A 17,889-nucleotide genomic window follows, 5' to 3' on the forward strand; every position below is an offset into this window, starting at 1 on the left:
GACCGTTGTTCGGTCACCGCCACAACTGTTATAGGGTGCAGGTTAGGGTAGGAGCGCCAACCCAAACTCAATAATGATTAGCGCGACAGCACACGCGAAGAGTACCCCACGCGGCACATTGAACTTCTGCCAGAGATCATACAGCTGGCTGGGAATCAACCAAATAACGAACGCCTGAAAGGCAAGCGATAACGCGGGGTTACCCCACTGAATAATCATCAGGGCAAGAGCAAAACCCACGCCGAGCGTATCCAGGATGCGCCGGTGCTTTCGCACCTGCTCCCTCTCCTTTTGATAGCTAGGGTTGTTTAGCAACCTTGGTGGTGCTTTTTTCAGTTGACCCACAAGGATCAAAACCGCCAGCGGGATCAGAGAAATATCGAAGAACATGGGAACCGCCTTTCATGTGGGGGTTCGCTCGCTACGCCGGTGACGAGCTGATGGCGCACCATCATTGGTGAAAAATTCTCAAAAACAAGTAGTGTGCAACACGTGTATAACGTATTGTGGATTACTTTACGACACATGTAGCCCCTATTCAAGAGGTAAACACCTCCGAAAAATTTTTAAAAAATAAGGGCGCCGGGAACCTTACGTTCCCGGCGCCCACACCCCAGCTGTTCATACCTCAGCGGGGTTCAATTTAGAGGCGGAAGAAGCCTTCCACCGCGCGGGTCATGTACGCCATATCGTCCACATGGCACATCTCGCGCATCGAATGCATCGACAGCAAACCAATACCCACATCCACGGTGCGCATGCCCAAGCGGGTAGCCGTAATCGGGCCAATCGTCGAACCACACGGCATATTGTTATTCGACACGAACTCCTGATACGGCACACCAGCCTTTGCACACGCCGCAGCAAACACGCCAGCACCCACCGAATCCGTCGCATAACGCTGGTTCGCGTTAATCTTCAGCAGCGGGCCACCACCGGGCAGCGGCTGCACGGTCGGGTCGTGGTGACCCTGATAGTTCGGGTGCACCAGGTGACCGGCATCAGCGGACAGGCAGAACGACGCCGCCACCGAACGGCGGTACTCCTCCGTACTCTCACCGCGCGCAGCGGACAGGCGCACCAGAATATCCTCCAGGAACGGGCCAGCCGCACCACTACGCGACTCCGAACCAAGCTCCTCATGGTCAAACGCCGCAAGCATCACAGTCTCGGTGGCGTGCTCATCCGCGTTATCGGCAACGTAACGTTCCAGGGCGGTCAAACCCGCGTGCACCGAAGACAGGTTATCCAGGCGACCGGAAGCGAACAGCTCCTGATCGGCACCAAAGCGGCGCGGCGGCTGCGAATCAGCGAACAGCAGGTCGTAACCCACAATGCTTTCCGGGTCGACCGGCTCGCCGTCAATCACGTGCTTCGCCATGTAGCCGAGCACATCGTTCTCCGCCGGGTCCACACCCCACACGGGGTACATGTTGAACTGCTTATCCAGCACCAGTTCGTTGCGCTTGTGGTCCAGGTGCGGTGCCAGCTGCGGGATGCGCGCAATCGCGCCGGTGCGCACCAGGCGGTCCTTCAGCTCCCCGCCCTCAAGGACGGTGAGGCGGCCCGCCACGCACAGCTCGCGGTCCAGGAAGGAGTTCAGCAGTGCACCACCATAGTTCTCCACGGCAATCTGGTGCCACCCCTTCGTGGTGATGGAGGAGGAGGGCTTGACCTTCAGGGAGGGCGAGTCAGTGTGCGCACCCAGCACGCGGTAGCCGCTTGCCTTCTGCGCCTTCGCGCCGCCAGCCCAGGCAATAATTGCGCCGTCACGGACGACGAAGTGGCGGCCGGTTGCGATCTGCGGGTCCCATGCTTCGGTCTCTACAAGCTCGGTGAAGCCTGCTGCTTGCAGGCGGCGCGCTACCGTGCGCGCGGCGAGGTAAGAGACCGGCGACTCCGCCACGAATGCAGCGAGGTCTTCAATATTTTTTACAGCATCAACAGTCATGGTTTAACCCTACCTTTTCTTGGGTGGTGACGGGGTGACCGGGGCTGATAATCCACGTAGCGTGGAGTATGAGCCCTGGTGAGGCTCGCATGGAGCGGGGTGGGCGGGTTGGAGTAGCTGAACTAGAGCAACCCGCCGCAGCCTTTAGTTATCAACCTTGAGCGGTTGTGTTTCACGTGAAACCTCGCCGCGGCGAACGCGCGCGTTGAAGATCAGGCAGGCGAGCACCACGTACACGCCTTCCAGGGCGATGCCCTGCAGCGCATCCAGAGGGGTCACGCCCTCGGAGGCGAACGGATCCAGACCAGCCACCATGGACAGCAGCATCAGAATCACGTTATTTGCCACGTGCAGGCTGATGGAGGCCTCCAGACCGCCGGTGTACCAGCAGAGGAAACCCGCGTAAATACCCATCGCGAGAATCGTGCTCTGACCCCAGGGGTCGTAGGCGTGGGAGAGCATGAACAGCACGGCGGGCAGCACAATCGGCAGCCAGGGGGTGCGGAGCCAGCGGCCAAGCATCTGCATCATGAAGCCGCGGTAGGCGAGCTCTTCGGCGTAGCACTGCACGGGCACCAGGAGCAGCATCATCGCCACATAAACCCAAAATTCAACCTGTGGAGGTTGAAAATAGCGGTATTCGGGCAGGCTCTCACCGCTCAACGCCAGCATCACGGCGTAGTAGATGCCGTAGACAGCGAAGCTCAAACCCAGGTACGGAAGCAATAGCGAGCGGCGCAGACGGCCCGCCACCGAATGGATCAGACCCCAGGGCTTCGGACCCACGACCAGGCGCGCCAGAAAGAGCGAAGGCACAATGGCAATGAGGGAGAGGAAGGTCAGCGCGAACAGCGCCGGGTGTTCCATAATGACGGAGCGGTTCGTAGCAACATCCTGGAGGGAAAGTCCCGAACCCATAATCGCCACAGCCAGGGCAACTGAAATGATCAGGTTGAGGCCAATAAATACGGCGACGCCGAGCAGACCTTCCAGCAGGGGTGAGAACCAGCGGGATTTCGGGTCGGCGTGGGAGAGGCGGTGGTAGGTAAGACCTGCAACAGGCGCAGGAGCAGCGGGGGTTCCGGCGGCTACCTGCGGGTGTGCGGGAGGCGGTGTAGTGTTCATTCTTTAATCCTAGCCTCCGCGGGGTCGATGGTGACCGGGCATACTGAAACCTTCAAGTGCTGATTGATGCGGATTGTTTCAAAACCATTGAAAAAGCCGTGAATAAGGCTAAAAACCCACCATTCACGGGGTTCATTTTCTGAACCTATGCCATAATTTGTAGCGATAATACGCTCATATACATAGTCGCTGATGACCGCTCTTCCGGGGTGTTTTTTCAGCACCAGAAAGGCTGCTTTCTTATGGCACTCGTCTTCAATCCGCCGCCCAACTGGCCCGCTCCTCCTGCTGGATGGGCCCCCACTCCTACGTGGCGTCCTGACCCCGCGTGGGGTCCCGTTCCTGAAGGTTGGCAGCTGTGGGTCGAGGAGCCCGAGCCTGAACCCATTCAGGTTGAAGAGGCTACTATTGAGCCGCTGATTCCCGAGGAGCCCGCTGCTGAGGCAGCTCCCGCTGAGCAGGTTGCTGAGCCCGTAGTTGCTGAGCCCGCTGTTGAGGCTGAGCAGCCCGCCGAAGCTGCAGCACCGCTGACCGTTGAGGACGTTGACCTGGAGCAGCTCGCCGCTGAGCTCGAAGGTGAGCAGGTCGTCGAGGTTCCGGAGGCGGCAGCACCCCAGGCTGAGGCATCCCACGTTGAGGCACAGCAGGTAGAGGCACCCCACGTTGAGGCGTCCCAGGCTGAGTCCGCTGAGGAGTCCTCCGAGCCCAAGCCGATGCGTCACCTGACTCAGGTTCCGCTGACCGGCACCGCTCTGCCCGAGCAGGTTCTCGCATCCCAGTCTTCCGCAGTTGAAGAGCCTGCAGATGCAGAGCCCGCTGCTGAGGCTGTTGAAGCTCCCGTAGCGCCGGTTGTCGAGCCTGTTGTTGCTGAGCCGGTTGCTTCCGAGCAGCACGTTGTTGAGGCTCCGGTTGCTGAGCCCGCACTGTCTGAGCCGGTTGTTTCCGAACCTGTTGCAGAGCCTGTTGTTGTTGAGCCCGTCGCCGAGGTTGCCCCCGAGGCACCCGCTGCCGCTGAGCCGGCAGTCGAGCCGGTCGCTGAGGCTCCCGCGGCTGAGGCACCTGTTGCTGAGGCTCCCGCCTCCACCGAAGAGGCTCCCCACACCATCGAGAACTCCCCGCTCGTTGAGTTCCACACCCCCGAGACCGAGCGCACCGTCAACCTGTCCGAGCGTACCGTGAACCTCTCGGAACAGCCCGGCCAGAATGTGCAGCCCGGTCAGAACGTGCAGGGTGACCAGAACGCACAGTTCATCCCGGCGGGTCAGGCACCGAACGGTTTCCAGCCGAACCAGGCTGATGGTTTCCAGGGCCAGAACTTCCAGGGTGGCAACTACCAGGACCAGGGTTTCCAGGGTCAGAACGCTCAGGGCGGTCAGTACCAGGGCAACCCCTACCAGGGTCAGCCGTACAACGCTCAGCAGCCCTACCAGGGTCAGGTTTCCGATCAGGACCAGGCAACCGTAGCGCTCAGCAACCCTTACATGACCGAGCCCGGCAACCAGGGCAACGGCGAGGACGGCTCCGAGAAGAAGGGCCTGCTCTCCGGCACCAAGCTGTGGGGTGTTATCGGCGGTGCGTTGGCTCTGCTGATTGTCATCATCCTGGCGATTGTCATGCTGATTCCGCGCGGTAGCTCGAACCCCACCTCCGACTCTGCTGCAGCATCGAGCGCGGCGGCTACTTCCGCTGAGGCTTCCTCCGCGGCGGCATCCTCTGAGGCTTCTTCCGCAGCGCCCGCATCTGAGAGCGCGGCAGCAGGTACTTCCGCTTCTTCCGCAGCGCCGGTTGCTGCTGCTGAAGCGAAGATGCCCGAGGGTGAGTTCAAGGAATACAAGAAGACCGTCGCCGATAATAAGGACACCATCGACATTGAGAAGATCAAGGGCGATGTGTCCGCAGGCCTGCTCTACTACGAGTTCAAGCCCGCAGACGGTGTGGTTAACGCCTTCATCACCAGCCGTGACGACAAGGGCAACATCACCGCAGGTCTGAGCGTTCTCGACTCCACCCGCGACGGCAAGGAGCTCAAGGGCACCGCATGGATTGACGCGAGCGGCCACTCCACCCCCACCCGCAAGCTGGAGCTGACCGGTAAGGGCGAGTGGACCATCCGCGTCTACGACGCAGACTCCGCACCCCACTACAAGAAGGGTGAGAAGTTCCAGAGCACCATGAACTACTACGCTTTCACCTACGAAGGCACCGAGGCAACCATGGAGTTCCAGACCAGCGGCCCGACCACCCGCGGCTTCACCGTTCTGAACGCGACCAAGAACGACCCGTTCTTCTCCTCGACCATTCCGACCGTGAAGAGCAGCATGCAGTGGGTTCAGAGCAACAAGAGCTACATGCAGGTTCGTACCGACTCCAACATTACTTGGAGCATCGGCACTAACTAACAGCGTGACTGACTAGGTCAGCAGGCTGGGTATAAAAGTATCCCCCGCGCCCGTGATGGGTGCGGGGGATACTTTTATGCCAGTGGTTATGCCGGGTGGGGTTTAGCCCTGTTATGCCCGTGCTGGAGGCGCCCGCCGCCGCGGGCGAGCGACCGCCTCGAGCGGGCAGCCGCCGTGAGCGGGCGGTTTCTTTAGCGGGAGTACTTCGCCTCCGCCAGTTCGTCACCTGCGGCTCGTGCCGCACGCTCCACCAGCTGACGATTCGCCAGGTACACGAAGAACGTCACCAGGATGAACAGGTACATCAGCTGGTACGGCATGGTGCCCGCCATCAGGCCCAGGGAGCCTTCCGGCACCATCAGAATCTGCTCCGAGTTAAAGTGCGGGGAGAACGCCAGCACGATCCAGAACGGCGAAATGTACATGCCCACCAGCGCCGCAGTCGCCAAGATAGTAGCCAGCGTGAAGACGAAGGAACTGACCCGCTGGTACATGAGCGGGAAGATTTCCATGACCACGGCGGCGAGCATCAGCGGGTACCAGGTGTTGTGGTGCGACCAGCTGATCGGCGAAATCTGCAGCATCATGAACGCGGTCAGCGCCAGCTGCGCCATGAGTGCACGGGCACGAATCAGCGGAACCAGCAGAACCGCCGTGACCAGCACAATCAGCAGGGTCAACGCCACCTGCACCACCGACAGGGCGGTTGCCGTCAGGTGATGCTGCAGGCCCGCGTGGGTCAGCGTGCCCATAATCGACACGTTATCGAAGTAGCTGAACCAACCCACACGCGAAGTGTCACGCACCGCGTGGAACCAGAACGTCAGCGACTCCTCACGAATCACCAGGAAGCCGATACCCACGGTCGCGGCGAAGCTCGCGCCCAGGGTCGCAATGCCCTTCCAGTCCTTACGCATGAGCAGCAGCAGACCGAACGCCAGCGGGGTCAGCTTAATACCCGCCGCAATACCCAGCAGCACGCCGCGCGGCACGCGGGTTGCCGGACGCATAAAATCGGCAAGAATCAGCATCAGAATAATGGCGTTAATCTGCCCAAAATGCGTGGTCAAACGCCACGGGCCGCACATCCAAATCAGCGCCGCAATCAGCGACACCATACCCCAATGACCCACGTGCTTCTGCAACGGCAGACGCCACGATCGGCTACGCGCATAGGAGTACAGCAGGTACGCACACCAGTAGCTGAGCGCGCAAATAATGGCGGTAATCAGCAGCATGCTCTGCGGCTCCGTGAGGAACGCGAGCGGGTAGAAGAGCAGCGCCGCAAACGGCGGGTAGGTGAACGGCAGGCCGCGCGTGCGGAAGCCGTAGAGCTGGTAGCCGTCCGGGCCGTCCGCCAGGGAGACAGCACCCAGGCGGTACACGTAAATATCGTCAGCCGCCGCGTGCGTCACGTAGTCGAAGGCGTAGAGGGCAACCAGGATGAACAGCAGGTGCGCCCAGAGAGCACCGCTGCGCATGCCGGGGATGCGGTCAAAGAAGCTGCGACGCGCAGGTTTTGTGGGCTCTGCGGCAGGCTCCGCGCTTTCTACAGCGCTTTCAGCAGCCGGTTCCGCAACCGGTGCAGTAGTAGAGCCAGCCGAAGCCCATGGGATTATAGGCGCTACCGCCTCGGCATTCTTCTCACGATTCTTCTCGCGGCTCACGCGGTTGCCTCACGAGAATCAGCGGCACGCACAGACTCGGCACTCTCGGTCACCAGGGCACTCTGGGTCACCAGTGCACGGGCGCCCCACCAGCCCAGAGGCGCGTCGCTACGCACGGAACCGTACTGTACGGGCTCAACCTTCGCGCCACGCACCGGCGCGCTCAGGGCGGCAATAGACCAGAGCGTCATCGTCACCCACAGGCAGAACGCGGGAATAGCCGAAACCGCCAACGCGCCCGGAGCCAGCTGCTCCAAACCATCAGCGCTACCGTGGAACCAGGACGCAATCCTAATCGGCGACAGGTACAGGCCCAACACCGCAACCACCGCGAACACGGTCGCTGTCACCCGCAGCCACGCCGGCTGAACCGCAAAATAGGTCGGGAACGCGTCCATGATGAACACGGCAGCCAGCAGGGGCAGCAGCACGTTGTGGTGCGACCAGCTAATCGGCGACAGCGCCACCATCAAGGAGGCGGTCACCGCCACCTGCGCCAGCGCGGCACCGCGGCGTTCCAGCTGGTACAGCAGCGCGGCGGTCAGCACAATCGTGACCAGCGCCAGGGCGTAGTAGACGGGCTTCGCGGCGCTCTCAGAAAGACCGAAGTGTAGCAGCCAACCCTGAATCGAGACGTTATCCACAAAGTTCAGGCCACCCACACGGGAGGGGTTCGTCAGCGCGGAGAACCAGAACTCCGGCGCGTCCTTAGGCATCAGAATGAAACCCAGCGCAATGGTGCCGAAGAACGTCGCGCCCAGGGTCGCAATGCCCTTCCAGTCGCGACGGACCAGCAGAATCAGACCAAACACGAGCGGGGTCAGCTTCACGCCGCCCGCAATACCAATCAGCACGCCGCGCGGCACGCGGGTCGCCGGACGCACAAAATCGGCAAGAATCAGCGCCGTAATGAACGGGTTAATCTGAATCAGGTCCAGGGTGCGCTGCCACGGGCCCGCCGCCACCACCAGAATGGTCAGCATCGCAATCGTGCCGGCACGACCAAAGTACTGCTGCAGGGGCAGTTCGCGGCCGCGCGCATTCACGTAGTTGTAAATGATCGTGGAAATCCACCACGCCACCACAGCCGAACCGATGACCATAATGACTTTGCCGACTTCCAGCGGAATAAAAGCGAACGGCAAGAACAGCATCGCCGCGAACGGCGGGTACGTGAACGGCGGCTTGATGACGCCGTGATCGTTCAGGGTCGGGGAGTATAGGTCCTGGGTAAAGCCCTCGTTATCGAAAATGGTCATTGCGCCCAGACGGTAGATGGAAAAGTCCATACCGGAGAAGGGGTTGGTGAGCATTTTGATGACGTATCCACCGCCAACAATGAGGATGAGTGCCACAATAGCGATTTTTCCCCAGATGGGGGTGGTGGAGTCAGTCCTTGTCACGAGGTGTTTGTCCTTACCTTGGTGCCGGCGGATGCGCGCGTAGGGTGGGCGGGCATCTGATTTTGGAATCCTAATAGTTTATCGCGCGCACCTGTGAAGGATGCATTGGGGAGAAGAATCACAGGGGGAGATTCGCAGGGGAAGAACCGCTCGAGCACACAAGCACAACTATCACGATATGAGCTGCCTTCATATGCACGTCATGTCTTCAAAATTGGTACTATCCGGGCAATATAATGGGCTTATTGGCACCCGCCCCAACGCAGGGGTACCGGGTGCCGACCCGCACACCGACGTCCACGAACAACCAGCAGTGAAAGCAGTGATCACGTGAGTGAACATCTCGGCACCCCACCCGAAGGTGAGAACACGAGCGGCAAGCCCGCAGGCGCAAACGTCTCCGGAGGCGGCTCCTCCGGCCTGAGCATTGGCGCGCGTCCCACTGAGGCGCCCGGCGCGAACCTCACCCCCGAAGAGATTGCACGCCGCGCATCCGGTCGCGGCACGTGGCACCGCCGCGCCTCCAAGCCGGTCTCGCACTGGATGTTTACCCTTATCGCCGTGCTTCTGCTGCATAAGTTCATCCCGAATAGCGGCTGGCTGATGGTGCACATTGTCACCCTCGGCCTGATTACGAACTCGATTCTGATTTGGTCGCAGCACTTCACCGAAGCGCTCATGAAGATCAAAATCCCGGACGAGCACCGCGGCACCCAGGTGCGCCGCATCTTCATTCTGAACGCCGGTATTCTCGTGCTCATGATCGGCATGGTCGGTCAGCTGAGCGTGCCCGGCCTCTACGCCGCCACGGTGGTGGGCGCCCTCATTGTCGGTTCGATGGTCGCCTGGCACGGTATCTACCTGCTGAAGCAGGTGCGTCAGGCTCTGCCGTCGCGGTTCGGTGTGACCATTCGCTTCTACATTGTTGCGGCGCTGCTGCTGCCCCTCGGTGCGGCGTTTGGCGGCATGATTGCCTACCCGAACCTGTCCGGCACCCTGCATTCGCAGTTCCTGCTCGCGCACGAGGCAGTGAACGTGCTCGGCTTCGTCGGTATTACCGCGGTGGGTACGCTGGTGACGTTCTGGCCGACCATGCTGCGCACCAAGATGGTGGATAAGGCGCTCACCCACAGTCTGCGCGCCCTGTACCTGATGTGCGGTGGCTTAGCGTTGACCGTTGTCGGCGCGATTTTAGGGATGCGTCCGCTCGCCGCAGCCGGCCTGGTCGTCTACCTGGTTGCCCTGCTGATTGTCGCCTGGGTGATGGTGCGTACCCTGCGCACCAAGCGCCCGAACGAGTACCCGCCCATGAGCGTGGGTATGGGTTTCCTCTGGCTGATTGTTGGTGTGGCGGCCACCGCGTACATGGTGGCGACCACCCCCTTCGCGCAGCTGGATATGCGCGCCGTGACCCCCATCTTCGTGGTTGGCTTCCTGCTGCAGCTGCTGCTCGGCGCGATGAGCTACCTGCTCCCCCAGCGTATGGGCGGTGGCCCTGCGGTGGTTCGCGCCTCCAACAAGGAGTTCAGCCGTTTTGCTGCTGCCCGCGTGACCGCCGTGAACCTGGCGCTGCTCATCTTCATGATGCCCAGCTCCATGGTGGGCCAGTCCATTAAGATTGCCGTCGCTATCGTGGGTGCGTTGGCGCTCATGGCGTTCATTCCGCTGATGGTGCGCGGCGTGAAGGCGTCCGTGAATACCCGCAAGGAAATGATGGCAGCACGCGCCCGCGGCGAGAAGCCCGTCTTCAACCAGGAGGCGCTCACCCCGGAGCCCGTCCCGCACGCCAAGCAGAGCTTCCAGGCGGCGTTGGCGGTTGCCATGGCGTTCCTGCTGGGCTTCGCCGTGAACCCGTCCGCGCTGAACCTGCCGTCGTTCTCCTCGGCAGGTTCCGTGGCTGCAACCGGTCAGACCACCACCGTGCAGGTGAAGGCGACCAGCAACTACCGTTTCACCCCCGCCGAGGTGGAGGTCCCCGCAGGTAACCGCCTGGTCGTCGAGGTCACCAACGACGACCAGAGCATGACCCACGACCTGACCTTCGACAACGGCGCAACCACCGGCACCATCAACCCCGGCGAAACGAAAACCGTCGACGCCGGCATCATCAGCGCCGACCAGGAAGCCTACTGCTCCGTAGCGGGCCACCGCTCCCTGGGCATGGTGTTTAAGGTGAAGGCGACCGGCGCCTCCGCAAACCAGGTGGCGCAGGGTGGCCACAACCACGGTTCTACGGGCGCCCACAACCACGCGGCGTCGGGTAGCACCCCGACCCTCATGACCGTTGCGAACAGCAGGATTGACATGTCCGCAGCGCCCGGCAGCGGCTACAAGTACCGCGACCCGAACATCCCGGCACCGAACACCGCCACGCAGGTGAACGGCAAGACCGTCCGCAAAGTCACCCTGGAAGTTGAGGAAGTCGACCGCGAGGTGGCGCCCGGCGTGACCGTTCACATGTGGACGTTCAACGGGCAGAACATGGCACCGATTCTGCGCGGCAAGGTCGGCGATATTTTTGAAATTACACTCATCAATAACGGCACGATGGGCCACTCGCTGGACTTCCACGCGGGCATGGTGTCCCCCGATAACACGATGAAGACCATCGCCCCCGGTGAGCGTCTCGTCTACCGTTTTGAGGCGAAGGGTGCCGGTATCTGGCTGTACCACTGCGGCACCGCCCCGCTGAGCCTGCACATGACCCAGGGCATGTACGGCGCGGTCATCATTGACCCGGCGGACCTTGACCCGGTCGATCACGAGTACGTGATGGTTCAGGGCGAGGCGTACCTGCACGACACCGGCAAGACCGCCTCCGACGGTAACAAGCTGGCGGAGAACTCGCCGGAGCTGATTGCGGCTGGCACCCCCACGCTGACCATGTTCAACGGCCACGCAACCCAGTACAAGGCGAAGCCGCTGCAGGTGAAGAAGGGCGAGCGTATCCGTGTTTGGGTGATGGCTGCGGGCCCGAACCACGGCACGAGCTTCCACGTGGTCGGTTCGCAATTCGACACGGTCTACAAGGAGGGCGGCTACCTGATGCGCCGCGGCGCGGATGCGTTCGGTAGCCGTGACGGCCACAGCCAGGCACTCGATTTGGCGCCCGCTCAGGGCGGCTTCGTGGAGATGCAGTTCCTAGAGTCTGGCACGTACACGTTCGTGAATCACTCCTTCTCGGAGATGGAGCGCGGTGCCGCCGGCAAGATCGTGGTGACGAACCGTTAGGGGCTCCTGAAGCTCCCCATCATGGATCGGCCCCGCCTGGTACTCCCTGTCAAAGGTGTACCGGGTGGGGTCATCCTTCACGTGCACGGAGTCTGTACCTGCACTTGATGTTGACTCCGGTAAAGACGCGCCAAGAACTCTCTGACTATGGTTTTCACCTCAACGGAGGGGAGTTTTTTCACCATAAACGGCAATGGTGCGCTAGTCTATAGGAATGGCAGATAGCACTTCGGGCGCCCCTTCCGAGCGTAACGCTACGAGCGCCTCCAACCACATTTCCGTTCCGGCGGATCAACAAATTTCTCCTCGGCAGCGTAAAGCTTTCCCGCTTCGCTTTCTCGCCGGGGTTCTTGCGCATTGGCAGATTATTGCCTCTGCGGTCCTTCTGGGTGGCGGTGTTGCCGGCTTGGCAGCCACCTACGACGATTACTGCGGCATGACGGAGCTTTCGTATGCTCCGGCGGCTCTCCGATCCGATTTTGAGGAGGGCTCTAAGGTGTCTGGTTTCCGTCCCGGCGTGCTGGCGGCGCAGATTGAGACCGAGAGCCACTGGCGTGTGGGCGTTGAGTCTCACCAGGGCGCTAAGGGTATTGCACAGTTCACTGATGACGCGTGGAGCGGCGGCCACTACAGCTTCGGCAATGGCGGTAATGTTCTGAACCCGCACGATGCGATTGCGGCGCAGGCCCGCTACCTGTCCGAGCTTCGCACCCGTTTGGCGAAGTACGCTTCTAATGAAGACCAGCTGCAGGATGTGGTTCTCGCCGGCTATAACGCGGGTCCGGGTTCTGTGGAGAAGTACGGCGGCGTTCCGCCCTTCCCCGAGACTCAGAATTATGTGAAGACGATTCGCGAGCTGGCGGATACCAAGTACAAGCTGACCTGCTCCCCGGATTATCACTTCAAGCAGGCGAAGCTGAGCTTCGTGAATGGCGTGACCCCGGCAATGGCGGGTGTGCATGCGGACGGTACGCCGCTGTCGGCCGAGGAGTCGGCGAGCGCGGCGGCGGAGGCTTCTGCTTCTGCGAGTGCTTCGGCGCGGGCGTCTGGGAGTGCGTCTGCGAGCGGTTCTGCGGAATCTTCCGCGAAGCCTTCAGCAACGAGCTCTGGCCGCTAGGTTCAGCTTTCTAGGTAGCCCACTAGGCTATATAGCCACTAGGGAATATTCCGTTTTATCTATAGTGAGCGGCTGATACCGGCCGCCACTACCCTACTATTCACTCTTATATTTACTCTTAACAGCGCGAGGCGCCGACCCCCATTCTCAGGGGTTCGGCGCCTCGCACTTTTTAGAGCTGGAGCGTGCCTAGTTGAAGATGGCGCGCACGACCGAGTAGCCGGAGACCGGGTACACGGCGTTCACGGTTGCGGGCTTCTCGCTCTCGTCCGCGATCTCAATGGACTCGGTGCCGCGCAGCAGCTCCTCGAGCAGGATGCGCAGTTCCAGGCGTGCCAGGGGCGCGCCGGGGCAGACGTGGATGCCGTCGCCGTACACGAGGTTGCGGGACTGGTCGCGGTGCGGGTTGTAGGTGAGGGCGTCTTCGAAGGCGTCCTCGTCGCGGTTGGCGCTTGCCCAGTTGATGGTCACGCGGGAGCCGGCGGGCAGGGTGCGGCCGCCGAGTTCGGTGTCCTGGGCGGTGATGCGGCGGTTGGTGACGAGGGTGTCTTCGAGTCGCATGATTTCTTCGACGGCGAGGGCGATTTCGCTGCGGTCGTCGAGTGCATTGCCGTCGGCGAGGGATGCGCGCAGGCGGTCCTGTTCGGCGCGGTTGCGTGCCAGGAAGTTGACGAATACGCCCACGGTTGCGGAGACGGTGGACAGCTCGCCCACGGTCCAGTTGCGGATGAGGCTGACGATTTCTTCGTCGGTCATGGTGCGGGGTTCTTCGCCGGGCAGCTGCACGGTGTCGGTAAGCAGTTCGGCGGTGACGTCCTTGGGGTTGCCGGCGGCAGCGTCCTCGCGGCGTTCGTCGAGCAGCTGACGGATGTAGCCGTCGAATTCGAGGGCGACCTTAGCGATTTCTTCGCGGTCGCGGCGCAGGGTGGCGACGCGGTTCTTTTCGATCCATTCGGTGAGGGGCTGTTCGAGGCATGCGGGCCAGCCCATGAAGGCGTTCTGCACGCGCATTGCGTATGCCTGACCGAAGCCCTGCATGACGTCTACTTCTTCGCCGCGGGGCAGTTCTGCGATGAGGGTCTTCACGGCGTCGCGGATGACGGGTGCGAACTTTTCGAGGCGTTCGGGGGTGAAGTACTTGTCGTTGACCGCGCGGAAGGTGGTGTGTTCGGGGGCGTCCATGCCGTTGGGGACGGCGATGTGGCGGGTGGAGACGACGTTGGAGTAGATTTCGGGGTGGTCGAGTACGTGCTGTACGTCGGCGTTTTTGAAGACGGAGTAGCCCATGAATTCGTCGTGGGCGACGGGGCAACGGCGGCGCATTGCGTCGTAGGCAGCTACCTGGTTCTTCTGGACCTCTTCGCTTCGGAGGTCCCAGTCGTTGTGTACGTTCTCAGTCATTGTTCACCCGTGTTCGTTATAGAGTTGTGGCGTGCTGGATGCGGGCGTCCGGGCGATGCGTATGTGCAGGGTCGGGCGTGCATTTCAGCACGTGAATCCATTAGTTCTTCTTTGACCGTATCATTTATGGGTTGGTGGCGCAGGGTAGGGGTTCCTTGCTTCTCCTTCAACGAACAGTGCGGTCGCGGCAGCACTACAACCCATCACGCCGCATTCACTCTACAGGCCACGATAGACTTCTCGCCGATGACCAACTCGGAAGACCTCAACAACAACCGCACCGTTATCAATGGTGTACAGGATGCGGTAATTTCCTACTCGCGCCCTGTACCCTTCTTCGCACTGCGGCCCCTTGAATAGAACCTGCACAGGAACTATCCTCGGAGCTAACGGACAAACCCCAGAAAGGAACCAGTCATGACTGTTACCACTCACCGGACTCGTTCCAATGTCACGACTCTTAAAGAACTCCGCGACAACCTCGGAACCAAAGTCAACGAAGCCGTGTTCTCCGGCGAACGTCCCCTCATCAGCCGCAATGGTAAGACTGTTGCCGCGCTCATCTCCTACGAAGATTTGAAGCTGCTGGAAGAGTACGAAGAGCTCCTCGACATTGAGGCTCTTCGTAAGGCACGCACCGAAGATGACGGCTACCGCATCGGCCTCGACGAGTTCCTTGAAGAGAACCCTGCAGAGAACCCTGCAGACTAGTCATTCAACGCATATTGCAAGGCGGGCGGCACCTCCACCGGGGAGGGGCCGCCCGCCTCATTCTTGCCTAAAAACCCGCCGGGTCTAGCGCTTGCGCGCGGAGGGGTAGATGCTACCGTCCATCACGCCGCGCTCCACCTGCTCCAGGCTCACGCCGCGAGTCTCCGGCAGGTTGCGGAACATCAGCAGCGCAATGACCACGTTCACCACGGCAAAGCCGATGAAGGAGCCAGTCAGACCGACCGCACCCAGGATCACGGGGAACGCCAGCGACAGCACACCATTCATCATCCAGCCGCTAAACGCCGAAATGCCCATACCCGCCGCACGCACACGCAGCGGGAACAGCTCACTCATAATCACCCACGTGGACACGTTCAGGCAGGTCTGCATCGCGCCCACAAAGCAGACGATGAGCACCAGCAGAATCCAGGGGCGCGCCGCATTATCGGCGGGCAGCAGCATGGATGCGCCCGCAATCAGCACGTGGAAAAACGCGGTCGAACTATAGCCGGTAATGACCATGACGCGGCGCGGTACACGCTCCATCAGGCGCAGCGACAGGATAGAACCGAGCACCGCAATCGTACCCGGAGCAATATTCGCGATGAGCGCCGCGGATTCGCTGAAACCGGCTTCCTTGAGCACCTTAATGCCGTAGTACATGATCGAGTTGATGCCGGTCAGCTGCTGGCCCGCGCCGACCAGAATACCGACGAGCAGGATGCGCACGAACCAGCCGCGCACGCCCATGCTTTCCTTAGCTGCCGCATCGTTCTGGGAGCTGGTTTCCGCCTGAAGGGTGCGCTCAATATCGGCAATCTCAGCCTCAGCACGCTCGGCGGAGCGGATGCGCTTCATAACCTCAAGAGCCTGTTCACGCTTGCCGACGCGCAGCAGCCAGCGCGGCGACTCGGGCACACGTAGCATGCCGACGAACAGGCCGATGGCGGGCAGGGTGCAGATGGCGAACATCCAGCGCCACACGCCGTCGTGCTCACCCCACAGGTTGCCGATGAGGGCGTTCACGATGAACGCGGCAAGCTGACCGCCCACGACCATGAGTTCGTTGCGGCCGGAGAGGGAGCCGCGAATTTCGTAGGGTGCGAGCTCTGCGAGGAACACGGGCACCACGGCGGAGGCGCCGCCGACCGCCAGGCCGAGCAGGGTGCGTCCGGTGATGAGTACGGCGACATTGGGTGCAAACACGCAGGTCAGGGCACCAATGAAGAAGATGGTGGAGAGCCCAATGATGGTGGTTCGGCGGCCGTACCGGTCAGAGATGCGGCCGCATCCGAGTGCGCCAATAGCGGCGGCAAAGGCGAGCGATCCGGTGACCCAGCCTTGGGTGGTGGAGTCCATACCGAGTTCGCGGCTCATGGGTTCGAGCGCGCCGTTGATCACTCCGGTGTCGTAACCGAAGAGCAGACCGCCGAAGGTGGCGATGAGTGCAATGATGCCGAGGTATCGGCTGTGCTTCCCGGTGCCCAGAGGGGGCAGGGTGGAGGCGGTGCTCTGTGCGCTCATGGTGTCCTTTGATGTGCCGGTGGCGGGTGGTCCTGCCGGACTGCTTCCAGGCGGCAGGGGTGGGTATATAGGCGAGGTGAGGTGCGTCAGGTTAGACGCACCTCACCTAATCCTAGCGAAAACGTTCGGCGGGTGATATTTATTTCTCACCACGGACATTTTTCAGCGTATATTACGGCCGACACGTGCGACCGCCTGAGTGTCCCTTTGAGAGGGAGCCGGAGTTTAGAACAGCGCGATCTTCTCGGGTGCCGGGAAGATGGCGTCCAGGGCGGCGAGGTCCTCAGCGTCGAAGCGCAGGCATGCCGCCTGTGCGTTGGCGCGCACCTGCTCGGCGCTGGTTGCACCGGCAATGACGGAGGTGACCGGCGACTGCTGTGCGAGCCAGGAGAACGCCGCCTGCACCTCGGTGATGCCGCGTTCGGTGCAGAAGCTGTGGAAGGCTTCGAGCTGGTCCCAGTTGGCGGCGTCGAGCACGTTTTTCTTAGAGTGGGACAGGCGCGAACCGGCGGGAATGTTGTCGCGGCGGTACTTGCCGGTCAGCAGGCCGTTAGCGAGCGGGAAGTACGGCAGCACACCCATGCCGAAGTGCCGTGCGGCGGGCAGGATTTCGAGTTCTGCGCGGCGGTCGAGCAGGTTGTAGTGGTTTTCAGCGACGATGAACCGTTCGGTGCCGAGTTCACGGGCGCAGTGTTCGGCGTGGGCGAGCTGCCAGCCGGAGAAGTTGGAGTGGCCCAGGTAGCGGACCTTACCGTCGCGTACGAGCTGGTCGAGGGCACTGAGGGTTTCTTCGATGGGGGTGTTGGGATCGGGGCTGTGGTAGAAGTACAGGTCGATGTAGTCGGTGCCGAGGCGGCGGAGGGAACCTTCGACGGCGCGCATGATGTAGCGGCGCGATCCGCGGGCGTTGCGGTCGTTGCCGTTGAGGTCGCCGACGGGCAGACCGAATTTGGTGACGATGGTCAGTTCGTCGCGGTCGAGGCCGAGCTGGGTGAGGGCGGTGCCGAACATGGTTTCTGAGAGGCCGGGTTCGGCGCCGTAGAGGTCTGCGATGTCGAAGAAGCTGATGCCTGCGTCGACTGCGGCGGCGATGACTTCGTTGGTACCTTCTTGGGTGCGGGTGGGGGTGCCGGGGCGGCCGAGGTTATTGCAGCCGATGCCGACGCTGGGTACGACGAGACCGGAGTTGCCGAGCCTGCGGTAGACGGGAGATTCAATACGTTCCATGTTTTTAACTCTACGTTGTGCGGGTATGTTGCGTGGTTATTTCCCCTCCAGTTGGGAGGCGAAGAGCTTCCTGAAGCGTGATGTGGGGTCGGTCGTTAGGTCCCGGTAGGTTCCTTGTTCCACCACACAC

The 17,889-nt window shown here is 61.5% G+C and carries 13 protein-coding genes; 4 read left to right on the plus strand and 9 right to left on the minus strand.

All coding sequences use genetic code 11. From position 1 onward, the window contains the following. Nucleotides 1-42: 42 nt before the first annotated feature. The 3 genes from HMPREF2765_RS07975 to HMPREF2765_RS07985 all read right to left on the minus strand — a co-directional run bounded on the left by HMPREF2765_RS07975 (nt 43) and on the right by HMPREF2765_RS07985 (nt 3,076). Nucleotides 43-390, minus strand: a complete 348-nt coding sequence (locus HMPREF2765_RS07975) for a hypothetical protein (protein ID WP_049350435.1) — start codon at nt 388-390, stop codon at nt 43-45. Nucleotides 391-643: 253 nt separating this feature from the next. Continuing rightward, complete coding sequence (locus HMPREF2765_RS07980; RefSeq protein ID WP_049341167.1) at nt 644-1,951, minus strand: M18 family aminopeptidase; 1,308 nt, start codon at nt 1,949-1,951, stop codon at nt 644-646. Between the two features lie 144 nt (nt 1,952-2,095). Continuing rightward, complete coding sequence (locus HMPREF2765_RS07985; RefSeq protein ID WP_070605177.1) at nt 2,096-3,076, minus strand: CPBP family intramembrane glutamic endopeptidase; 981 nt, start codon at nt 3,074-3,076, stop codon at nt 2,096-2,098. Nucleotides 3,077-3,318: 242 nt separating this feature from the next. Between HMPREF2765_RS07985 and HMPREF2765_RS07990 the strand changes: the two genes are divergently transcribed. Next, nucleotides 3,319-5,475: a hypothetical protein gene (locus HMPREF2765_RS07990; protein ID WP_070605180.1), complete on the plus strand. Its 2,157-nt coding sequence runs from the start codon at nt 3,319-3,321 to the stop codon at nt 5,473-5,475. Nucleotides 5,476-5,666: 191 nt separating this feature from the next. Here the strand turns inward: HMPREF2765_RS07990 and HMPREF2765_RS07995 are convergent, their stop codons facing one another. Together HMPREF2765_RS07995 and HMPREF2765_RS08000 are read right to left on the minus strand one after the other, a co-directional pair. Further along, nucleotides 5,667-7,142 (minus strand): glycosyltransferase 87 family protein, encoded by a 1,476-nt coding sequence (locus tag HMPREF2765_RS07995; RefSeq protein WP_070605182.1) that lies wholly within the window; start codon nt 7,140-7,142, stop codon nt 5,667-5,669. Next, entirely contained in the window at nt 7,139-8,545 is a 1,407-nt protein-coding gene (locus HMPREF2765_RS08000; RefSeq protein ID WP_070605185.1) for a glycosyltransferase 87 family protein, read from the minus strand. Before HMPREF2765_RS08000 ends, HMPREF2765_RS07995 begins: the two co-directional genes overlap by 4 nt. Before the next feature lie 330 nt (nt 8,546-8,875). Between HMPREF2765_RS08000 and HMPREF2765_RS08005 the strand changes: the two genes are divergently transcribed. Next, nucleotides 8,876-11,776 carry a multicopper oxidase domain-containing protein gene (locus HMPREF2765_RS08005; protein WP_049352882.1) on the plus strand — a complete coding sequence of 967 codons (2,901 nt, stop codon included), beginning with the start codon at nt 8,876-8,878 and terminating at the stop codon, nt 11,774-11,776. Between the two features lie 214 nt (nt 11,777-11,990). Then, nucleotides 11,991-12,893 carry a lytic transglycosylase domain-containing protein gene (locus HMPREF2765_RS09425; protein ID WP_065423888.1) on the plus strand — a complete coding sequence of 301 codons (903 nt, stop codon included), beginning with the start codon at nt 11,991-11,993 and terminating at the stop codon, nt 12,891-12,893. Between the two features lie 189 nt (nt 12,894-13,082). On the opposite strand, the gene HMPREF2765_RS08015 is transcribed toward HMPREF2765_RS09425, so the two are convergent. Further along, nucleotides 13,083-14,294 carry a cytochrome P450 gene (locus HMPREF2765_RS08015; protein ID WP_070605188.1) on the minus strand — a complete coding sequence of 404 codons (1,212 nt, stop codon included), beginning with the start codon at nt 14,292-14,294 and terminating at the stop codon, nt 13,083-13,085. 219 nt (nt 14,295-14,513) lie between these two features. After that, nucleotides 14,514-14,729, minus strand: coding sequence for a type II toxin-antitoxin system RelE family toxin (locus HMPREF2765_RS09430; RefSeq protein WP_338141071.1), 216 nt, complete (start codon nt 14,727-14,729; stop codon nt 14,514-14,516). Between HMPREF2765_RS09430 and HMPREF2765_RS08020 the strand changes: the two genes are divergently transcribed. Beyond that, a complete protein-coding gene (locus tag HMPREF2765_RS08020) occupies nt 14,712-15,005 on the plus strand; it encodes a type II toxin-antitoxin system prevent-host-death family antitoxin (protein WP_049346494.1) in 294 nt (97 codons plus the stop codon). The two genes, HMPREF2765_RS09430 and HMPREF2765_RS08020, sit on opposite strands and share 18 nt — an antisense overlap. Nucleotides 15,006-15,089: 84 nt before the next feature. On the opposite strand, the gene HMPREF2765_RS08025 is transcribed toward HMPREF2765_RS08020, so the two are convergent. Beyond that, nucleotides 15,090-16,532, minus strand: coding sequence for a sugar porter family MFS transporter (locus tag HMPREF2765_RS08025; protein ID WP_070605191.1), 1,443 nt, complete (start codon nt 16,530-16,532; stop codon nt 15,090-15,092). Between the two features lie 225 nt (nt 16,533-16,757). After that, a complete protein-coding gene (locus HMPREF2765_RS08030; protein WP_005507313.1) occupies nt 16,758-17,759 on the minus strand; it encodes an aldo/keto reductase in 1,002 nt (333 codons plus the stop codon). Nucleotides 17,760-17,889 lie beyond the last annotated feature (130 nt).

This window comes from Rothia sp. HMSC062H08, from assembly GCF_001810775.1.
Lineage (GTDB): Bacteria > Actinomycetota > Actinomycetes > Actinomycetales > Micrococcaceae > Rothia.

Bases quoted from the DNA above. Each gene is read 5' to 3' on its own strand.
- HMPREF2765_RS07975 (WP_049350435.1), bottom strand. From the start codon at position 390: ATGTTCTTCGATATTTCTCTGATCCCGCTGGCGGTTTTGATCCTTGTG.
- HMPREF2765_RS07985 (WP_070605177.1), bottom strand. From the start codon at position 3,076: ATGAACACTACACCGCCTCCCGCACACCCGCAGGTAGCCGCCGGAACC.
- HMPREF2765_RS09425 (WP_065423888.1), top strand. From the start codon at position 11,991: ATGGCAGATAGCACTTCGGGCGCCCCTTCCGAGCGTAACGCTACGAGC.
- HMPREF2765_RS08015 (WP_070605188.1), bottom strand. From the start codon at position 14,294: ATGACTGAGAACGTACACAACGACTGGGACCTCCGAAGCGAAGAGGTC.
- HMPREF2765_RS08020 (WP_049346494.1), top strand. From the start codon at position 14,712: ATGACTGTTACCACTCACCGGACTCGTTCCAATGTCACGACTCTTAAA.
- HMPREF2765_RS08030 (WP_005507313.1), bottom strand. From the start codon at position 17,759: ATGGAACGTATTGAATCTCCCGTCTACCGCAGGCTCGGCAACTCCGGT.
- HMPREF2765_RS08025 (WP_070605191.1), bottom strand. From the start codon at position 16,532: ATGAGCGCACAGAGCACCGCCTCCACCCTGCCCCCTCTGGGCACCGGG.
- HMPREF2765_RS07990 (WP_070605180.1), top strand. From the start codon at position 3,319: ATGGCACTCGTCTTCAATCCGCCGCCCAACTGGCCCGCTCCTCCTGCT.
- HMPREF2765_RS07980 (WP_049341167.1), bottom strand. From the start codon at position 1,951: ATGACTGTTGATGCTGTAAAAAATATTGAAGACCTCGCTGCATTCGTG.